Source organism: Mycobacterium sp. (assembly GCF_032162605.1).
GTDB lineage: Bacteria > Actinomycetota > Actinomycetes > Mycobacteriales > Mycobacteriaceae > Mycobacterium.
This window is the reverse complement of the sequence record NZ_JAVROT010000261.1, coordinates 1-16,858: the sequence shown is the minus strand read 5'-3', so window position 1 is coordinate 16,858 and position 16,858 is coordinate 1. Positions and strand designations below refer to the sequence as shown.

Genomic DNA, 16,858 nt, shown 5'->3' with positions numbered 1-16,858 from the left:
CCCGGCACTACGACACCGATCACCATCAGATCCGCATCGACAGCGCGCGCATGCTTCCCGCTCTTTCGGACACCATCGGCGCGATGAGTGAACCGATGGTGAGTCACGATTGCGTGGCGTTCTATCTGCTGTCCCAAGAGGTCAGCAAGCACGTGAAGGTGGTGCAGTCGGGGCAGGGCGCCGACGAGATCTTCGCCGGGTACCACTGGTATCCGCCGATGGCCTACGCCAAGGATGATGATGCCTGCGATGCCTTATCCCGCTACCGCAAGGCGTTCTTCGACCGCGACCACGACGGGCTCAACCGGCTCCTGCAGCCGCGATGGCAGCTCGATCACGACGTCGCGGGAGAGTACGTTCTCGAGCACTTCGCCCACCCCGGCGCCGCCACCGCGACCGATCGCGCGCTACGACTCGACACCACCGTGATGCTCGTCGACGACCCGGTGAAGCGCGTCGACAACATGACGATGGCCTGGGGGCTGGAGGGCCGGGTGCCGTTCCTCGACCACGAGCTCGTGGAACTCGCCGCCACCTGCCCGCCCGATCTGAAGACCGCGTACGACGGCAAGGGCGTGTTGAAGGAAGCCGCCCGCAAGGTCATTCCGCACGAGGTGATCGACCGGCCAAAGGGCTACTTCCCCGTGCCGGCGCTGAAGCACCTCGAGGGACCCTATCTGGATCTCGTCAGAGATGCTCTGCACAGTTCCGCGGCGCGCGATCGCGGCCTGTTCGCGCCCGCCGCGGTCGACGGGATGCTCGCGGAGCCCAACGGCAACCTCACGCCCCTGCGCGGAAATCCGTTGTGGCAGATCGGATTACTGGAACTCTGGCTCGCCCGCCACGTCGACGGAACAAGGTGAGCATGACTACTACCGAACCCGGCAGCGAATCGAAGGCGGTCGGCGTCGTCCAGGACCTCGGCTGGGGCCGCCTGGTGTTCGGTCAGACGTGCGAGGACCCCGAGCAGTTCGGCACGGCGCTACGCGCGGAGGCCAGTGGGCGCCGCGACATCGGGATGTACCTCGACGCACCCCACGTTTTCGTCGCCCTGCACCCGCAGGAGTTCTTCATCGATCCGAGCTTCACCTACCGGATCGACCTGACGAAGCCACTGCAGTACGAGCCCGCGCCGGTACCCGGGCTGTCGGTGCGCCCGGTGACGGCCAACGACGACTGCGCAGCGATCAACCAGATCTACCTGCAGTGCCGCATGGTGCCAGCCGACGTAGACCTGATGTGGGACAACAGCCAGTCGCAGCCGCACATGGTGTACCTCGTCGTGACCGACGACGAGACCGGCGCCGTTGTGGGCACGGTCACCGGTATCGACCACGCGCAACTCTTCGGCGACGAGGAGAACGGCTCCAGCCTGTGGTGTCTGGCCGTCGACCCCACGCTGTCCCGGCCGGGGGTGGGCGGCCTGCTGGTGCGGTCCCTGATCGAGGAGTTCATCCGACGGGGGCGCTCGCAGATGGACCTGTCGGTGCTGCACGACAACGAAGGGGCCATCGCGCTCTACGAGCGGATGGGATTCATCCGCGTGCCGGTCCTCGGGGTCAAGCGCAAGAACGCCATCAACGAGAAGCTGTTCGCCCCCGCCAAGTCCGAGGAGGAGCTCTTCCAACTCAACCCGTATGCCCGGATCATCGCCGACGAGGCGATCCTGCGTGGCATCGCCGTCCGGGTGCTCGACGCCAAGGGCGGTTACCTCAAGCTGACGCACGGTGGCACCAGCGTGGTGACCCGCGAGTCGCTCTCCGAGCTCACCAACGCCGTCGCCATGAGCCGGTGTGACGACAAGCGCGTCGCCCGCAGGGTGGTCGCCGAGGCGGGCATCCGGGTGCCGGAGGGCCGAACGGCGACCTTCACCGACGAGGACCACGAGTTCCTGGAGAAGGTGGGTTCGGTGGTGGTGAAGCCGGCCCGCGGCGAACAGGGCGCGGGCATCACCGTCGGGGTGACCCGGCCTGAGGACCTCGACCGCGCGATCGCCTTGGCGGCCGGGCATAGCCCCGACGTCCTGCTCGAGGAGCGGTGCGAGGGCGAGGACCTTCGCATCGTCGTGATCAACGGCAAGGTGATCGCGGCCGCCCTGCGGCGTCCACCCGAGGTCGTCGGGAGCGGTGATCACACCATCCGCCACCTCGTCGAGGCGCAGAGCCGCCGTCGCGCCGCAGCCACGCATGGAGAATCCACGATCCCCGTCGACGAGATCACCACCGACACCGTGCGCGAGGAGGGCTGGGATCTCGACGACGTGCTGCCCCTCAACGAGCACCTGACCGTGCGGCGCACCGCGAACCTGCACACGGGCGGCACGATCCGCGACGTGACGGACGATCTGAATCCCAAGCTGGCGAGGGTCGCCATCGACGCCGCGGACGCTATCGGCATCCCCGTCACGGGAATCGATCTCATCGTGCCGTCGGTGGACGGGGAGGAGTACGTCTTCATCGAGGCGAACGAACGGCCGGGTCTGGCCAATCACGAACCGCGGCCGACCGCACAGGCATTCGTGGATCTGCTCTTCCCACGGACCGCGGCAACTCCGTGGGCGTGGCAGCCCGCCCCCGTCGAGTAGAACCGAGTCTCGATAGGCTCTCGTCGATGACTTTGGACCGCCGTACCCAAGAACGAGAACGTGGAAGGGCAACGTTGACTGACTCCGCGACCGCCGCCGTTCAGATGTCCGCAGACGACCGCACCTGGATGGTCGACACCCTGCTCGCACTGCTGCAGACGCCGAGTCCCTCGGGTCGCACGGACGCGGTGATGCAGTTGATCGGAGGCATCCTCGACGACCTCGGCGTGCCGTTCACCCTGACCCGCCGCGGTGCGCTGACCGCCGAACTCCCCGGTGAGTCGGCCACCACCGACCGCGCGATCGTCGTTCACGCCGACACCATCGGATGCATGGTGCGCGAACTGAAGGGCAACGGCAGACTCGAGCTGATCCCGGTGGGCATGTTCTCGGCGCGCTTCGCCGCCGGGGCCCGGGTGCGGATCTTCACCGATGACAGCGAGCAGTTCATCACGGGAACCGTCATGCCACTCAAGGCTTCTGGGCACGCGTACGGGCACGAGATCGACACCCAGCCGACGGACTGGGAACATGTCGAGGTCCGGATCGACCGCAACGTCTCGACCCGCGAGGACCTGGTCGAACTCGGGCTGAACGTGGGGGACTTCGTCGCGTTCATCACCAGCCCCGAGCTCACCGAGGACGGCTTCATCGTCTCGCGCCACCTCGACGGCAAGGCGGGTGTCTCCGTGGCCCTTGCGCTGGCGCGCAATGTCATGGAGAACAAGGTCGTGCTGCCGCACCGCACGACGATCATGGTGACCATCACCGAGGAGGTCGGTCACGGCGCCAGCAGCGGGCTGCCGCCGGACGTGGCGGAGCTGATCTCCGTGGACAACGCGGTCTGCGCCCCCGGTCAGCACTCGCTCGAACACGGCGTCACCATCCCGATGGCGGACATGCACGGCCCGTTCGACTACCACCTCACCCGCAATCTGTTGCGTCTCGCCAAGGAGCAGGGCATCGCCCATGCCCGCGACATCTTCCGGTTCTATCGCTCCGATGCGGCCGCCGCGATCGAGGCAGGCGCCAACACTCGCGCTGCTCTGGTCGCCTTCGGGCTCGACGGCAGCCACGGCTGGGAACGAAGCCACCTGGACTCCCTGGCGGCGTGCTACCTGTTGTTGGAGAGCTGGCTGCGCACCCCGCTGACGTTCGCGACGTGGGACGCCAAGCCCTCTGGCAAGCTTCGTGACTTCCCGTCCTCGAAGCAGCCCGCACCCAGCGAGCAGTGGGTGCCACTGTCGCGCGGTGACTTCACCGAGCCCGGAGACGTCTCGCCGGGGGAGCCCTGGCCGCCGACGGAGGGTCCCCAGGCCTAGCGGCGGGCGCGCTCGTGCGGAGGTGTTCAATCGAACGATGCTGAGTCTGGAAGAGATCTCCGACCGCCTCGAAATCCAACAGCTGCTGGTGGATTACTCCTCGGCGATCGACAAGCGCCGGTTCGACGACCTCGACCTGGTGTTCACGAGTGACGCGTACATCGACTACCGGGCCATGGGTGGCATCGACGGCGCCTTCCCCGACGTGAAGAAGTGGCTCTCGGAGGTGTTGCCGAACTTCCCGGCGTACTCGCATCTGATCGGCAATTTCGACGTCAAGGTCTCCCGCGATCCGGCGGGGGACACCGCCAAGTCGCGCATCCTCTGCTTCAACCCGATGGTCCTCGGTGATGACGGCCAGGTCCTGTTCTGCGGGCTCTGGTACGACGACGAGTTCATCCGCACTGCCGACGGTTGGCGGATGACCCGCCGTGTCGAGACGAAGTGCTTCGACAGAATCGTCTGAGACATTCGTCTGAAGCTCAGGATTTTCATCCGTAGGGCCTGTTCTGGCACAATGGGCGGCTGTCTGACGGGCGACCCTGTTCGATGCGCGATCCGCACGCTCCTCGCTTGATGTTCGAGGCGCGATCCTTCTCGCTCGATGCGCTGCCCCTCGGTCACACACGCGAGGCAAAACCGGACCGGGCATCCCGCCCGAGTCGCTGAATTGCAGCGTGGCAATCATAGGAGAAGTCGCTCAACCATGGCTGTCAAGATCAAGCTCTCCCGCTTCGGCAAGATCCGCAATCCCCAGTACCGCATCGCCGTCGCCGATGCGCGCAACCGCCGCGACGGCCGCTCCATCGAGGTCATCGGCCGCTACCACCCGAAGGAAGATCCCAGCGTCATCGAGATCGACTCGGAGCGTGCGCTGTACTGGTTGGGCGTTGGCGCTCAGCCCACCGACCCCGTTCTGGCGCTGCTGAAGATCACCGGTGACTGGCAGAAGTTCAAGGGCCTGCCGGGCACCGAGGGCACGCTGAGGATCAAGGAGCCCAAGCCCAGCAAGCTGGACCTCTTCAACGCCGCCCTGGCCGCCGCCGACGACGCGCCGACCGGCGAAGCCACCACGGCGAAGAAGAAGAAGGCTCCGGCCAAGAAGGCTGACGCGGCCGAGACCTCCGAGGCGCCCGCAGAGTCCGCACCCGCCGAGTCCGCACCCGCTGCCGAATGAGCACCGCCGTCGTCGACGCCGTCGAACACCTCGTGCGCGGGATAGTCGACAACCCCGACGACGTCCGCGTCGACCTGGTGACCAACCGCCGCGGGCGCACCGTCGAGGTGCACGTGCATCCTGACGACCTGGGCAAGGTCATCGGCCGGGGAGGCCGCACCGCGACCGCACTGCGGACGCTGGTCGCAGGCATCGGCGGGCGTGGGATCCGCGTCGACGTGGTCGACACCGACCAGTAGCACATGGACCTCGTCGTCGGACGCGTCGTGAAGGCGCATGGCGTCGGCGGCGAGGTCGTCGTCGACGTCCGCACCGATGATCCCTACGGTCGGTTCGCACCGGGCACCGCCCTGTGCGCCAGAGCGCGCGACAAGACCGAACGGACCTTGGTGGTCGACTCGATGCGCGAGCACGGCGGCCGCCTGCTGGTCCGGCTCGACGGGGTCGCCAGTCGCGACGCGGCGGATGCCTTGCGGGGCAGCCTGTTCATCGTCGACACTGCCGACCTGCCTGCCATCGACGATCCCGACGAGTTCTACGACCACCAGCTCGAGGGTCTTCGTGTGCGCACGGTCGAAGGCCGCGACGTGGGTGCGGTCGCCGAGGTGTTGCACACCGCGGCCGGCGAGATACTCGCCATCCGGCCCGCCGAGGGCGACGGGGCCGAGGTGTTGGTGCCGTTCGTCGGCGCCATCGTGACGTCGGTGTCGCTGGACGACGGCCTCATCGAGATCGACCCTCCGGACGGTCTGCTGGATCTGGACTCGATCTAGCCGTGCGCATAGACGTCGTCACGATCTTCCCCGACTACCTCGATCCGCTCCGACAGTCCTTGCCGGGCCGGGCGATCGAAGCGGGCATCATCGACATCGCCGTGCACGATCTGCGGCGGTGGACGCACGACGTGCACCATTCCGTGGATGACTCGCCGTACGGGGGTGGCCCCGGCATGGTGATGAAGGCACCCGTATGGGGCGATGCTCTCGATGAGATCTGTTCCGAGGAAACGCTTCTCGTCGTTCCGACACCCGCGGGTCGCCCGTTCAAACAGAGCGACGCGCAGAGGTGGAGCGGCGAGGCCCACCTGGCCTTCGCGTGTGGGCGCTACGAGGGCATCGACCAACGCGTCGTCGAGGACGCAGCGCGCAGGATGCGCGTCGAGGAGGTGTCCATCGGTGACTACGTACTGCCCGGGGGGGAATCCGCGACGCTCGTCATGATCGAAGCGGTCGTCCGGCTGCTACCGGACGTCCTCGGCAATCCTGCTTCGCACCAGGATGATTCGCACTCAGACGGCCTACTGGAGGGTCCGAGTTACACCCGACCCCCTAGTTGGCGCGGACTCGACGTGCCACCAGTGCTGCTGTCCGGCGATCACGCGAGGGTCGTCGCTTGGCGCCGCGAGCAGTCGCTGCGACGCACCCGCGATCGCAGGCCCGACCTTCTGGACTGAGCTAGATGTGCCCGTCCGGGAACATCGTCTTGACGGCCTGGGTGATGGTCGCCCGTGCGGTGACGGCGGACGCGGGCTGCATGGACCCGATCACCATGATGTAGCGCCGGTCCGGACCGATCACGCCCGTCGACAGGTGCATCCAGTCAGAACCGATGCAGCACATCCAGCCCTGCTTGACCGCGACCGACTCGGCGAAGAGGCCGTCGGGGATCCCGAATCGCTGCGGATAAACGCCCCCGGGCTGAGTGCCGTCCAGCGCCAACGGTGCGGACGCCGCCAGGTTCGACAAGATCACGCTGGCCTGTTCGGGCGGCAACCCGCCGGAGCCCGACATCATCATGTCGTAGTACCGGACGAGATCGGCAGCGGTGCTGATGGTGTTCCACCATCGCCCGTTGTTCGGCGGACGCGTCGAGGTCAGCCCGTAGCGGGCGGCGACGCGGGTGACGATCGCACTGCCGCCGCCGCGGTTCCAGAAGTTCTCGGCGGCGCTGTCGTCGGACTGCCGCAGCATCTGGTCGAACGCCTCGTGGTCGGAGGGCGAGAGCTGCGTCTGACCCTTGGACACCTGCAACAGCAGGTCGTCGGCGATGAAAAGCTTGACCACCGAGGCGATCGCGATCGTCTGGGTGTTGCCGTTGGACACCATCTGGCCGGTGTTGCGGTCGAGCACCAGCGAAGTGATGTCCGCACCGTTGTTGGCGGCCTCGGCCGTCGCCTGCCGCTCCCGATCGGACAACCCCGTGAGGGCTGCTGCGGGCTCGTCGGGCGGAACCTCCGGCAGTGGCGCCCTGCCGCCCAGTGGGGCGACGACCGTAAGGGGCGGGGAAGACGGCGGAGGCGGCGTGCCGTAAACCTTGGCCTCGCACCCTGCCGCCACCGTCATCGCGGTTACGGCCAGCGCGGTCACCATCAGCAGCTTCTGCGGCCGCCGGAGCATGGCCCTCCCTAGACGAGTGAGATGAACGGGGACGATGGCTCTCGCGTAAGGCCTCGAACTCCTTACCCGTGCGCACTACCCTAACCGCTGAGAGCCGTTGCCGCGCCCGCAGGTGACCCACCACGTTGGGGCACGATTTCGTGGCTGGGACCCCGTCTGGCACAATTGACCAGTTGTCTGCGCACGGCGGGGAAACGTATCCCCGTCTGATGCGACATACACCCGAAGACCTCGGCCCCGGCCACGCGTCGCCCCGTGACGTGCTGTCTACGGCCGCAAACGAGAACACCGATCCGAACAACCATGAGGAAGTGTCACCGATGAACACCCTGGACTTCATCGACCAGTCGTCGCTGCGCGACGACATCCCGGCCTTCAATCCCGGCGACACCGTGAATGTCCACGTGAAGGTCATCGAGGGTTCCAAGGAGCGCGTCCAGGTCTTCAAGGGCGTCGTTCTGCGCAGGCAGGGTGGCGGCGTTCGCGAGACCTTCACCGTGCGCAAGGAAAGCTATGGCGTCGGCGTCGAGCGCACCTTCCCGGTCCATTCGCCCAACATCGACCACATCGACGTCGTCACTCGCGGTGATGTGCGACGCGCCAAGCTGTACTACCTGCGCGAGCTGCGGGGCAAGAAGGCCAAGATCAAGGAAAAGCGCTGATTGGCGCAGACGCCGCACCCGGACGGGTTTGACGGTTGGACGACGAGCCAATCGGCGGCGGCGCCCATCGCCCTGGCTACTCTGAAGGCGTGACCGACGCCACCGACGCGACCAACGCGTCTGACGCGTCTGACGCGGGAGAAACCACCGACGTCAGCGACGCGACCCCGGACGACGAGGTCGGCGAAGGCGATCCGCCCAAGAAGAAGCGTGGCGCGGTCCGCGAAGCCGCGGTCCTGCTGACCATCGCACTGGTCCTGTACTACGTCATGCTGACGTTCGTCGCGCGGCCGTACCTGATCCCCTCGGAGTCGATGGAGCCGACGCTTCACGGCTGCGCCGGGTGCGTAGGTGACCGGATCATGGTGGACAAGGTGACCTATCGGTTCACTTCGCCGGAGCCAGGCGACGTGGTCGTATTCAAGGGTCCGCCGGCGTGGAACATCGGCTACAAGTCGATCCGCTCCGACAGCGCCCCGATCCGGTGGTTGCAGAATGCGCTTTCGTTCATCGGGTTCGTACCACCCGACGAGAACGACCTCGTCAAGCGCGTCATCGCGGTCGGGGGGCAGACGGTCGAATGCCGCGCCACGACGGGGCTGACGGTCGACGGCAAGAGGCTCAACGAGCCGTACCTCAACGTCGAGACGATGATGGCCGACCCGCGGATCTACCCGTGCCTCGGCAATGAGTTCGGACCCGTGAAGGTCCCTGACGGGCGGCTGTGGGTAATGGGCGACAATCGCACCCACTCGGCTGACTCGCGCGCGCACTGCACCAACCTTCCTGCCGACGCCCTGAAGGGTCTGTTGTGCACTGGCGACCCGGCCGCCGGAACGGTTCCCGTCGACAACGTGATCGGCAAGGCGCGGTTCATCGCCTGGCCCCCGGGGCGCTGGGGTGGCGTTTCGGCAGTCAACCCGCAGACTTCCCCGTAGGAGTGGCGATGAGCCGCTTGCGCGAAGAGCGGATGGCCTGAGTGCCGGCGAGCTGGCCGCCTCGAGCCGTGATCCGCAAGTCCGCGGGCCTGCGCACGATCGAATCCGCGCTGTACCGCGGGGGACTCGGTCCGGTGGCCGGGGTCGACGAGGTGGGCCGGGGCGCCTGCGCGGGACCTCTGGTGGTCGCCGCGTGCGTTCTCGGCCCGAATCGACTGGAGAGCCTGGCGGCGCTCGACGACTCGAAGAAGCTCAACGAGCGAGAGCGCGAGCGGCTCTTCCCGTTGATCCGGCGCTACGCGCTCGCCTATCACGTCGTCTTCATCCCGTCGAAGGAAGTCGATCGGCGCGGGGTGCACGTGGCCAACATCGAGGGCATGCGGCGCGCGGTCGCCGGGTTGCCGCTGCGGCCGGGTTACGTGCTGAGCGACGGGTTCCGCGTTCCTGGGCTGCCGATGCCGTCGTTGCCGGTCGTCGGCGGTGACGCCGCGGCCGCCTGCATCGCGGCGGCCAGCGTGCTGGCCAAGGTGAGCCGCGACCGCCTCATGGTGCAGATGGAGTCCAGGCATCCTGGGTACGGCTTCGCCGAACACAAGGGGTACAGCACCCCGTTCCACACCGCTGCGCTCGCCGAGCGAGGCCCCTGCATCGAGCACCGGTTCTCGTTCATCAACGTGCGTAGGTTGGGCTACGCCAGCGTGACGGACTGCGGGCCCGACGCCGATGTGGTGCCAGGGAGCATCCTCGGCGGGAGGCCGTGCGGCGCGCCGAACTGGGCTGAGGAAAGATGTACGGAACACCGACCGGAGGACCACTGAACCGATGAGTGCCGAAGATCTCGAGAAGTACGAGACCGAGATGGAGCTCTCGCTGTACCGCGAATACAAGGACATCGTGGGGCAGTTCAGTTACGTCGTGGAGACCGAGCGCCGCTTCTACCTGGCCAACAGCGTGGAGCTGGTTCCGCGCAACGCCGAAGGCGAGGTCTACTTCGAACTTCGGCTGGCCGACGCCTGGGTGTGGGACATGTACCGGCCTGCCCGCTTCGTGAAGCAGGTCCGGGTCATCACGTTCAAGGACGTCAACATCGAAGAGGTCGAGAAGCCCGAGCTGCGGCTGCCCGACTGAACGTACGGTCTTCACATGACCGAAGATCAAGCGCCCGTCGCGGTCGTCACGGGGGCGAGTCGTGGTGCGGGTCGCGGCATCGCGGCCGCGCTGCGGGGCCAGGGATGGCAGGTGTACCTCACGGGCCGAACGGTGACCGACCCCGGGGACGGCGGCATCGCCGTGCGGGTCGATCACCGGGACGACTCCGCGGTGGCTGCTTTATTCGAACGGGTGGGTGACGAGTGCGGACGACTCGACCTTCTCGTCAACAACGCCGCCGCGATCCACGACGACCTGGTCGACCCGAAACCGTTCTGGGAGAAGTCGATTGCCCTCGCCGACGTGCTCGACGTGGGCCTACGGTCCGCGTACGTAGCGTCCTGGCACGCGGCACCGCTGATGGTCCGGCGGCGGCGCGCGCTCATCGCGTTCACGTCGTCACCGGGTTCGGTCTGTTACATGCACGGCCCGGCGTACGGCGCGCAGAAGGCGGGGGTGGACAAGCTGGCCGCCGACATGGCCGTCGACTTCGCGAACACCGGCGTCGCCACCGTGTCCATCTGGATGGGGATCCTGTTGACCGAGAAATTCCGCCGCGCCTTCGACGGTCATCCTGAGGCGCTCGCCAAGACCGCTCTGCACGCCGAGACACCCGAGTTCACGGGATACCTGATCGACGCGCTGTACCGGGACCCCGCTCTGTCCGAGCTCAGTGGGCAGACGCTGATCGGTGCCGAACTCGCGACGCGGTACGGCATCACCGACGCCGACGGTCGGCAGCCGTCGTCGCACCGGGACGTGCTGGGTGCGCCGCGGACACCGTCGGAGGTCGTCGTTCGGTGATCGCACGCCCAGTTTGGCTGAGGCCGGGCCGCGGAGTCGGCACACTGGGGTCATGCGATCCTCACCGCAGTGCTGGCTTACCGACATGGACGGCGTCCTGGTCCACGAGGAACGCGCCTTGCCCGGCGCCGCGGAGTTCCTGCAGCGGCTCGGGGAGAAGAAGCGCCCATTCCTGGTGCTGACCAACAATTCGATCTTCACGCCACGCGATCTGGCGGCCCGCCTGCTCCGGTCCGGCCTCGAGGTGCCCGAGGACTCGATTTGGACCTCGGCGCTGGCGACCGCGGCATTCCTGCACGACCAGTTGCCGGGTGGCTCCGCCTACGTCATCGGCGAGGCCGGTCTGACGACGGCGCTGCACGAGGTGGGCTACACGCTGACCGACACCGGCCCGGACTTCGTCGTGCTCGGCGAGACGCGAACCTACTCATTCGAGGCGATCACCAAGGCCATCCGGCTGATCGGCGGAGGCGCCCGCTTCATCGCCACCAATCCGGACGTCACCGGACCGTCGGCCGAGGGGCCGACGCCAGCCACCGGCTCGGTCGCGGCGCTGATCACCAAGGCCACCGGGCGGGAGCCCTACTTCGTCGGCAAGCCGAACCCGATGATGTTCCGCGGCGCGCTCAACCGCATCGAGGCGCATTCCGAGAACACCTTCATGGTCGGCGACCGGATGGACACCGACGTCGTCGCGGGCATCGAGGCAGGCCTCGAGACCATCCTGGTGCTGACCGGCTCGACGACGGTCGCCGACATCGACAAGTATCCGTTCCGGCCCGGCCGGGTCCTCGACTCCATTGCGGACGCCATCGAACTGATCTGACGTCGACCAATATCGTGAGTGGCATGACTGACGCCACTCGACCCCTGGCGGGGGTGCGGATCATCGAGATCTCCAGCTTCGTCGCCGTCCCGCTGGCCGGGATGACGCTCGCACAGCTCGGCGCCGAGGTGGTCCGCGTCGATCCCGTCGGCGGTGCGGCGGATTACCACCGCTGGCCCGTCACGTCAGAGGGGATGAGCATCTACTGGGCCGGGCTCAACAAGGGCAAGTCGTCTGCCGCGATCGACGTCCGTTCCGCCGAAGGGCAGGAGCTGATCACCCGCCTGATCATCGACAGTGGCGTGCTGATTACCAATGTGGCTGGACGACAGTGGCATTCATACGAGACGCTGGTGAAGTCGCGTCCGGACCTGATCCACGTCGAAGTGTCTGGGCGCGCCGACGGTGGAACCGGAGTTGACTACACCGTCAACGCAGGTCTCGGCTTCCCGATGGTCACCGGACCGACCGGATACGCGAACCCCGTCAACCACGTCCTGCCCGCGTGGGACGTCACCTGCGGCCTCTACGTCGCGCTCGCCGTGACTGCCGCGCTGAGGCATCGCGACGCCACTGGACGGGGCCAACGCGTCGGCATTCCGCTGGAGAACGTGGCGCTGGCCACGGCGGGCAACCTCAGCTTCCTGACCGAGGTGATGGTCAACGGAGAGGGACGGGAACGCATCGGCAACTCGATCTACGGCCAGTACGGCCAGACGTTCACCAGCGATGACGGGGCTTCGTTCATGGTGGTTGCCCTCACCGGGCGCCACTTCCGCGACCTGACCGAACTCACGGGAACGACGAAAGCCGTTGCTGCACTTGGCGAAGCGCTGGGAGCCGACCTGACCGACGAAGGCCAGCGGTATCGGCACCGCGACGCGCTCACCGGTCTGTTCATCGTCTGGTTCAGCGGTCACTCCGCCGACGACATCGCCACGGCACTGTCGGCGACGTCGATCCTGTGGGAGCGCTATCGGACCTTCGCCGACGCCGCCACGGGTCCGAAGGTGACCGCCAACCCACTGTTCACCACGCTCGACCAACCGCGGATAGGGCAGTACCTGGCGCCAGGGCTGCCGTTGGAGATCGACGGCGCCTACCAGCCAGCCGTGCCCGCACCAGAACTCGGCGACCACACCTTCGCCGTCCTGCGGGACCGTCTCGGCCTCTCGGCCGGCGAGATCACTCGGCTGACCGAGGCGGGTACGGTCGCGTGAGCGCGCTGCTGGCTCTGCTCGACGTGCGACCAGGGCAGTCCGACGGGTCCTGGGTCGGCCCGGCCAGCGGCCCGGAGGGCAAGCGCGCGTTCGGCGGCCAGTTCATGGCCCAGAGCCTCGCCGCCGCCAGCCGGAGCGTGGATTCGACCAAGCTCCCCACCAGCATGCACCTGCAATTCCTGCGGGGAGGCGAGGCAGGCGACGACGTGGAGTACTCGGTGCACGGCGTGTTCGACGGGCGCACCGCCTCGTCGCGCCGGGTGGAGTCCCGCCAGGCCTCCCGCTTGTTGACGGTCGCCGGGGTCTCGTTCGCCGTGCCTCTCGCGGGCCCCGAACACGGCCGGTTCGCCACGATGCCGCAGGATCCCGAGACGCTGCCGCAGACCGGTCCGGCGGGGCCGGCGCCGTCGATGCCGTTGGACGAGATCGACATTCGGGTGGCCGACCACCGCTCAGGTGAGGAGTTCACCAGACGGCTGTGGTGGCGGGTGACGGTCCCCGTGCCCGATGACCCGTTGCTGCACACTGTCATCGCGGCCTACGTGTGCGACGTGTACATGATCGACCCCGCGCTGCAGGTGCACGGTCACTCGATGATGGCGCGCACCCACCGCAGTGGTACGACGGACTCGTCGATCTGGTTTCACCGGCCCGTGCGGGCCGATCACTGGAACCTGCTGGAATCCACGTCGCCAGCGGCGGCGCGCGGCCGCGGCGTGATCACGGGCAGCCTGGCCGGCGCCGACGGCGCGATCGCGGCCACCCTGGTGCAGGAGGGTCTCATCGCCGAGCGGGAGCAGCCGCCTCGGATCTGACCGGCAGCGCCCCGCGAAGTCGAATCCGCTTGCCGCCAGCGTCAGCAGCTGTGTCAGGACGACACCCACGCCGATCGACGCGGCGACGCCAAGGAGGCGGTGCTCGCCGAACAGCGTGTACACCTGGTAATGCACCAGGTAGGTGAGAAGCGATGCCTCGGCGAGGAAGCCGGCGAGCACGGTGAATGCCGACGGGCATCGGATGGCGGGCAGCCAGATCAGCATCGCCAGGCCGGTGAACACCAGTAGCTCCCGGTTCGGGTTGCCGAAGTAGCCGACGAGGCGACGGCCAGCGCGACCGTGACGGTGCCGTGCTGCCAGGCCGTCGACGACTTCGACGCCGCCCACCCGGTCGCCGAGCGACGCCCAACACACCAGCGCGAGCGCGACCAGGATCCACACCACGACCTCGACGAACCACAGTCTGTACGACATCGGCAATTCGTTGCGGCTCTGTCGGTGTGCGCGATGTCGAGGTACGTGGCGATGGCTTCGGCGTTGGCGGCGAGGTTGGCCCTCGAAAGGCGCCCCAGCTTGGGTGAACCGGTGCTGCCCGACGTGGACAGCAGCAGTGCCAGATCCGGATGGATGCGGTGTGAGGGCGGTGGCGGTGCTGGACGACGCCGCCGCGGACGATCACGTCGGGGTCGTAGGCATCGATGACCGCCGTGTGGTCACCGTCGGCGGGCAGCGGAAGCACGACGTGGCGACCTGCCAGCGCGCCGAGGTAGTTCACCAGGGTGTCCGTGTCGTTGCGGGTCTCGAGGAGTACGAGCCTGCGTTGGCCGCCCAGTTCGGACGCGCTCACGGCGACTTCGTCGGCGAGCTCGCGGTAGGTCAGCCGCCGATCCGTGGTGAGCACTTTGCGGCGTCGTCTCCATGCGATGCGAGGTGCTCGACGAGCCGGTCGAACATCAAGAGGCCTGCTCGTTGAACACGACCGCGAGCCCGACGACCTCGACGCGGACCTTGGCGTCGACCTCCGGCGGATTGACGCCGTGCTGGCGGACGGTGATCGGAGCGCCGTCGCCGGGATCGACGACGAGCAGGACGTCGTGTCCGCGGAACTCCACCGACAGCACGGTGCCGATCCCGTTCCCCATGCCGCCGTCGGACACGGCGGTGGCGACGAGCTGTTCGGGTCGCAGCATCACGGTGCCCGCACCGTCGGTGGCGCCGTCGCGTGCCGACAGACGCCCCAGCACGCAGTCGGCCACGCCCGCCGTGACCGTACACGGCAGCAGCACGCAGTCGCCAAGGAACTCGGCGGTGAACCGGTCCTCGGGTGTCAGGTAGACCTGTTGCGGCGTACCGACTTTGGTGAACCGGCCTTCTCGCATGACCGCGACCTGATCGGCGATGGAGAGGGCTTCCTCCTGGTCGTGGGTGACCAGGAGCGTCGTCACGTGGGCATCGGCGAGCAGCCGTGCGACGGCCTTGCGGGTGGATGCGCGCAGTCCGGTGTCGAGCGCGCTGAAGGGCTCGTCGAGCAGCATCAGCACCGGTTCGCGTGCGAGTGCCCTTGCCAGTGCGACACGCTGCTGCTGTCCGCCGGACAGCTGGTGGGGCCTTCGCTGCGCGAACGACTCGTCGAGGGACACGGTGTGGAGCAGTTCGGCGACGCGCGCGCGGGAACTGCGGGTGCTGCCGCGCAGGCCGTAGGCGATGTTCTGGCCGACGGTGAGGTGCGGGAACAGCGCGCCGTCCTGCGCGACGTAGCCGACGTCGCGTCGGTGCGCGGCGACGAATCCGTCCGGACCGGCGACCGGGCGCCCTGCGATGGAAATCGTTCCGACGTCCGGGGTTTCGAATCCCGCGACCAATCGCAGCAGGGTTGTCTTGCCGCATCCGGATGCGCCGACGACGGCGGTGATGGTACCCCTAGGCACGTCCAGGTCGACTCCGTGAAGTACGCGGTCGCCGCCGAACGACTTGGCGAGACCGGTGACCTCCAGGGCGTTGGTCGTCACAGCGCGGCCGCCCGACTCGACTGGCGGAACAGCACCAACGTGACCGGTATGGACAGCACGACGAGTAGCAGGGCATACGGTGCCGCGGCCGCGTAGTCGAGTTCGCTGCTGAGTGACCAGAATCGCATTGCCAGTGTGCTGGTGCCGGTGGGGGCCAGCAGCAGGGTGGCCGTCAACTCGGTTGCGACGGCGACGAACACCAGCGAGGCGCCCGCCGTGGCGGCAGGCGCAGTGAGTCGTAGCGTGACGCGGAACAAGGTTCGGGTGGGTGAGACCCCCAGCGATCGCGATGCCTCCTCGATCCCCGGCGGCACCTGCGCGAGACCCGAACGCAGGTTGACCATCGCGCGCGGCATGAACATCAACACGTAGGCGGACACCACCAGCGAAATCGTCTGGTACAGAGGAGCGGCGAAGCGGATCGCCACGGTGACCAAGGCCAGCGCGGTGACGATCCCCGGCATCGAACTGGTGACGAAGTTGGATCCCTCGACGAAGCGGGCGAAGAAACCCCTGTATCGCACGGCCACCCACGCGAAGGGGAACGCGAGCACGGTCGTCAGAACCGCGGCCGTGGCGGCCAGTCCCGCTGTCTGGACGGTCACGGGCACGATGTCACCCAGATCCCAGGCCTTCGCTCCGCCGATCCACAGCCAGCGGGTCACCGTCCACGCCGGCACGCCGAGTGCAAGCACGGCCAAGACGCCCAGTGCGGTGACGGCCGGAATCGTCATGCTGCGCAACTGATGTGGAGAGAGGGTGCGCTGAGCTCCGGAACCGATCCTCGCGTACCGCGCAGAGCCGCGGGCGGCCGCCTCGCCCACCAGCAGGACCAGGCAGAGCAGAACCAGAACACCCGCGAGCGTGCTGCCCGCCGCTCCGTTGAACGTGGCCTGGAACTGTTCGAAGATAGCGGTCGTGAGCGTGGCGAAGCGCAGCATCGCGAACGCTCCGTACTCCGCGAGTAGGTGCACCCCGATGAGCAGCCCCCCGCC

At 67.6% G+C, this 16,858-nt stretch carries 19 protein-coding genes and 1 pseudogene; 16 read left to right on the top strand and 4 right to left on the bottom strand.

The annotated features are described in order from the left end of the window. The 8 genes from QOI01_RS15670 to trmD all read left to right on the top strand — a co-directional run. The coding region (locus QOI01_RS15670) for an asparagine synthase-related protein (RefSeq protein ID WP_526382416.1) at positions 1-863 on the top strand (863 nt) is incomplete at its 5' end. A gap of 2 nt (positions 864-865) precedes the next feature. Continuing rightward, on the top strand, positions 866-2,584 hold the full coding sequence (gene ngg, locus QOI01_RS15665) for an N-acetylglutaminylglutamine synthetase (RefSeq protein WP_526382414.1): 1,719 nt from the start codon (positions 866-868) through the stop codon (positions 2,582-2,584). A 104-nt stretch (positions 2,585-2,688) separates the two neighbouring features. Further along, positions 2,689-3,906 (top strand): osmoprotectant NAGGN system M42 family peptidase, encoded by a 1,218-nt coding sequence (locus QOI01_RS15660; protein WP_526382420.1) that lies wholly within the window; start codon positions 2,689-2,691, stop codon positions 3,904-3,906. 37 nt (positions 3,907-3,943) lie between these two features. Then, complete coding sequence (locus QOI01_RS15655) at positions 3,944-4,372, top strand: nuclear transport factor 2 family protein (RefSeq protein ID WP_526382412.1); 429 nt, start codon at positions 3,944-3,946, stop codon at positions 4,370-4,372. Positions 4,373-4,612: 240 nt separating this feature from the next. Continuing rightward, positions 4,613-5,083, top strand: coding sequence for a 30S ribosomal protein S16 (gene rpsP / locus QOI01_RS15650; RefSeq protein ID WP_526382411.1), 471 nt, complete (start codon positions 4,613-4,615; stop codon positions 5,081-5,083). Continuing rightward, positions 5,080-5,322 carry an RNA-binding protein gene (locus QOI01_RS15645; RefSeq protein WP_526269794.1) on the top strand — a complete coding sequence of 81 codons (243 nt, stop codon included), beginning with the start codon at positions 5,080-5,082 and terminating at the stop codon, positions 5,320-5,322. The genes rpsP and QOI01_RS15645 overlap by 4 nt, the downstream gene beginning before the upstream one ends. Before the next feature lie 3 nt (positions 5,323-5,325). Further along, positions 5,326-5,856, top strand: coding sequence for a ribosome maturation factor RimM (gene rimM / locus QOI01_RS15640; protein ID WP_526382409.1), 531 nt, complete (start codon positions 5,326-5,328; stop codon positions 5,854-5,856). A gap of 2 nt (positions 5,857-5,858) precedes the next feature. Further along, complete coding sequence (trmD, locus tag QOI01_RS15635; protein WP_526382407.1) at positions 5,859-6,536, top strand: tRNA (guanosine(37)-N1)-methyltransferase TrmD; 678 nt, start codon at positions 5,859-5,861, stop codon at positions 6,534-6,536. A gap of 1 nt (position 6,537) precedes the next feature. On the opposite strand, the gene QOI01_RS15630 is transcribed toward trmD, so the two are convergent. Next, positions 6,538-7,479: a serine hydrolase gene (locus QOI01_RS15630; protein WP_526382406.1), complete on the bottom strand. Its 942-nt coding sequence runs from the start codon at positions 7,477-7,479 to the stop codon at positions 6,538-6,540. A gap of 320 nt (positions 7,480-7,799) precedes the next feature. Here QOI01_RS15630 and rplS point away from each other — a divergent pair, with 320 nt between their 5' ends. From rplS to QOI01_RS15590, 8 genes are all read left to right on the top strand, one after another. Next, positions 7,800-8,141, top strand: a complete 342-nt coding sequence (gene rplS / locus QOI01_RS15625; RefSeq protein WP_526382418.1) for a 50S ribosomal protein L19 — start codon at positions 7,800-7,802, stop codon at positions 8,139-8,141. Positions 8,142-8,230: 89 nt separating this feature from the next. After that, entirely contained in the window at positions 8,231-9,079 is an 849-nt protein-coding gene (gene lepB / locus QOI01_RS15620) for a signal peptidase I (RefSeq protein ID WP_526382404.1), read from the top strand. A gap of 41 nt (positions 9,080-9,120) precedes the next feature. After that, a complete protein-coding gene (locus tag QOI01_RS15615; RefSeq protein WP_526382402.1) occupies positions 9,121-9,897 on the top strand; it encodes a ribonuclease HII in 777 nt (258 codons plus the stop codon). Between the two features lie 4 nt (positions 9,898-9,901). Continuing rightward, positions 9,902-10,207, top strand: a complete 306-nt coding sequence (locus tag QOI01_RS15610) for a DUF2469 family protein (protein ID WP_526382401.1) — start codon at positions 9,902-9,904, stop codon at positions 10,205-10,207. Positions 10,208-10,222: 15 nt separating this feature from the next. Next, positions 10,223-11,032, top strand: coding sequence for an SDR family NAD(P)-dependent oxidoreductase (locus QOI01_RS15605; RefSeq protein ID WP_526382399.1), 810 nt, complete (start codon positions 10,223-10,225; stop codon positions 11,030-11,032). 52 nt (positions 11,033-11,084) lie between these two features. Further along, complete coding sequence (locus tag QOI01_RS15600; RefSeq protein WP_526382397.1) at positions 11,085-11,858, top strand: HAD-IIA family hydrolase; 774 nt, start codon at positions 11,085-11,087, stop codon at positions 11,856-11,858. Positions 11,859-11,881: 23 nt separating this feature from the next. Beyond that, positions 11,882-13,078 carry a CoA transferase gene (locus QOI01_RS15595; protein ID WP_526382395.1) on the top strand — a complete coding sequence of 399 codons (1,197 nt, stop codon included), beginning with the start codon at positions 11,882-11,884 and terminating at the stop codon, positions 13,076-13,078. Further along, the gene (locus tag QOI01_RS15590; RefSeq protein WP_526382393.1) at positions 13,075-13,893 is read left to right on the top strand and encodes an acyl-CoA thioesterase; all 819 of its coding nucleotides are present in this window, start codon (positions 13,075-13,077) and stop codon (positions 13,891-13,893) included. Before QOI01_RS15595 ends, QOI01_RS15590 begins: the two co-directional genes overlap by 4 nt. Positions 13,894-14,319: 426 nt before the next feature. Here QOI01_RS15590 and QOI01_RS15585 read toward each other — a convergent pair. The 3 genes and pseudogenes from QOI01_RS15585 to QOI01_RS15575 all read right to left on the bottom strand — a co-directional run. Next, positions 14,320-14,808, bottom strand: a pseudogene (locus tag QOI01_RS15585) (AMP-dependent synthetase); the annotation flags it as partial. After that, the gene (locus tag QOI01_RS15580; protein WP_526382391.1) at positions 14,808-15,863 is read right to left on the bottom strand and encodes an ABC transporter ATP-binding protein; all 1,056 of its coding nucleotides are present in this window, start codon (positions 15,861-15,863) and stop codon (positions 14,808-14,810) included. The pseudogene QOI01_RS15585 and the gene QOI01_RS15580, both read right to left, overlap by 1 nt. Beyond that, a partial coding sequence (locus tag QOI01_RS15575) for an ABC transporter permease (RefSeq protein ID WP_526382389.1) occupies positions 15,860-16,858 on the bottom strand: 999 nt, incomplete at its 5' end. The genes QOI01_RS15580 and QOI01_RS15575, both read right to left, overlap by 4 nt.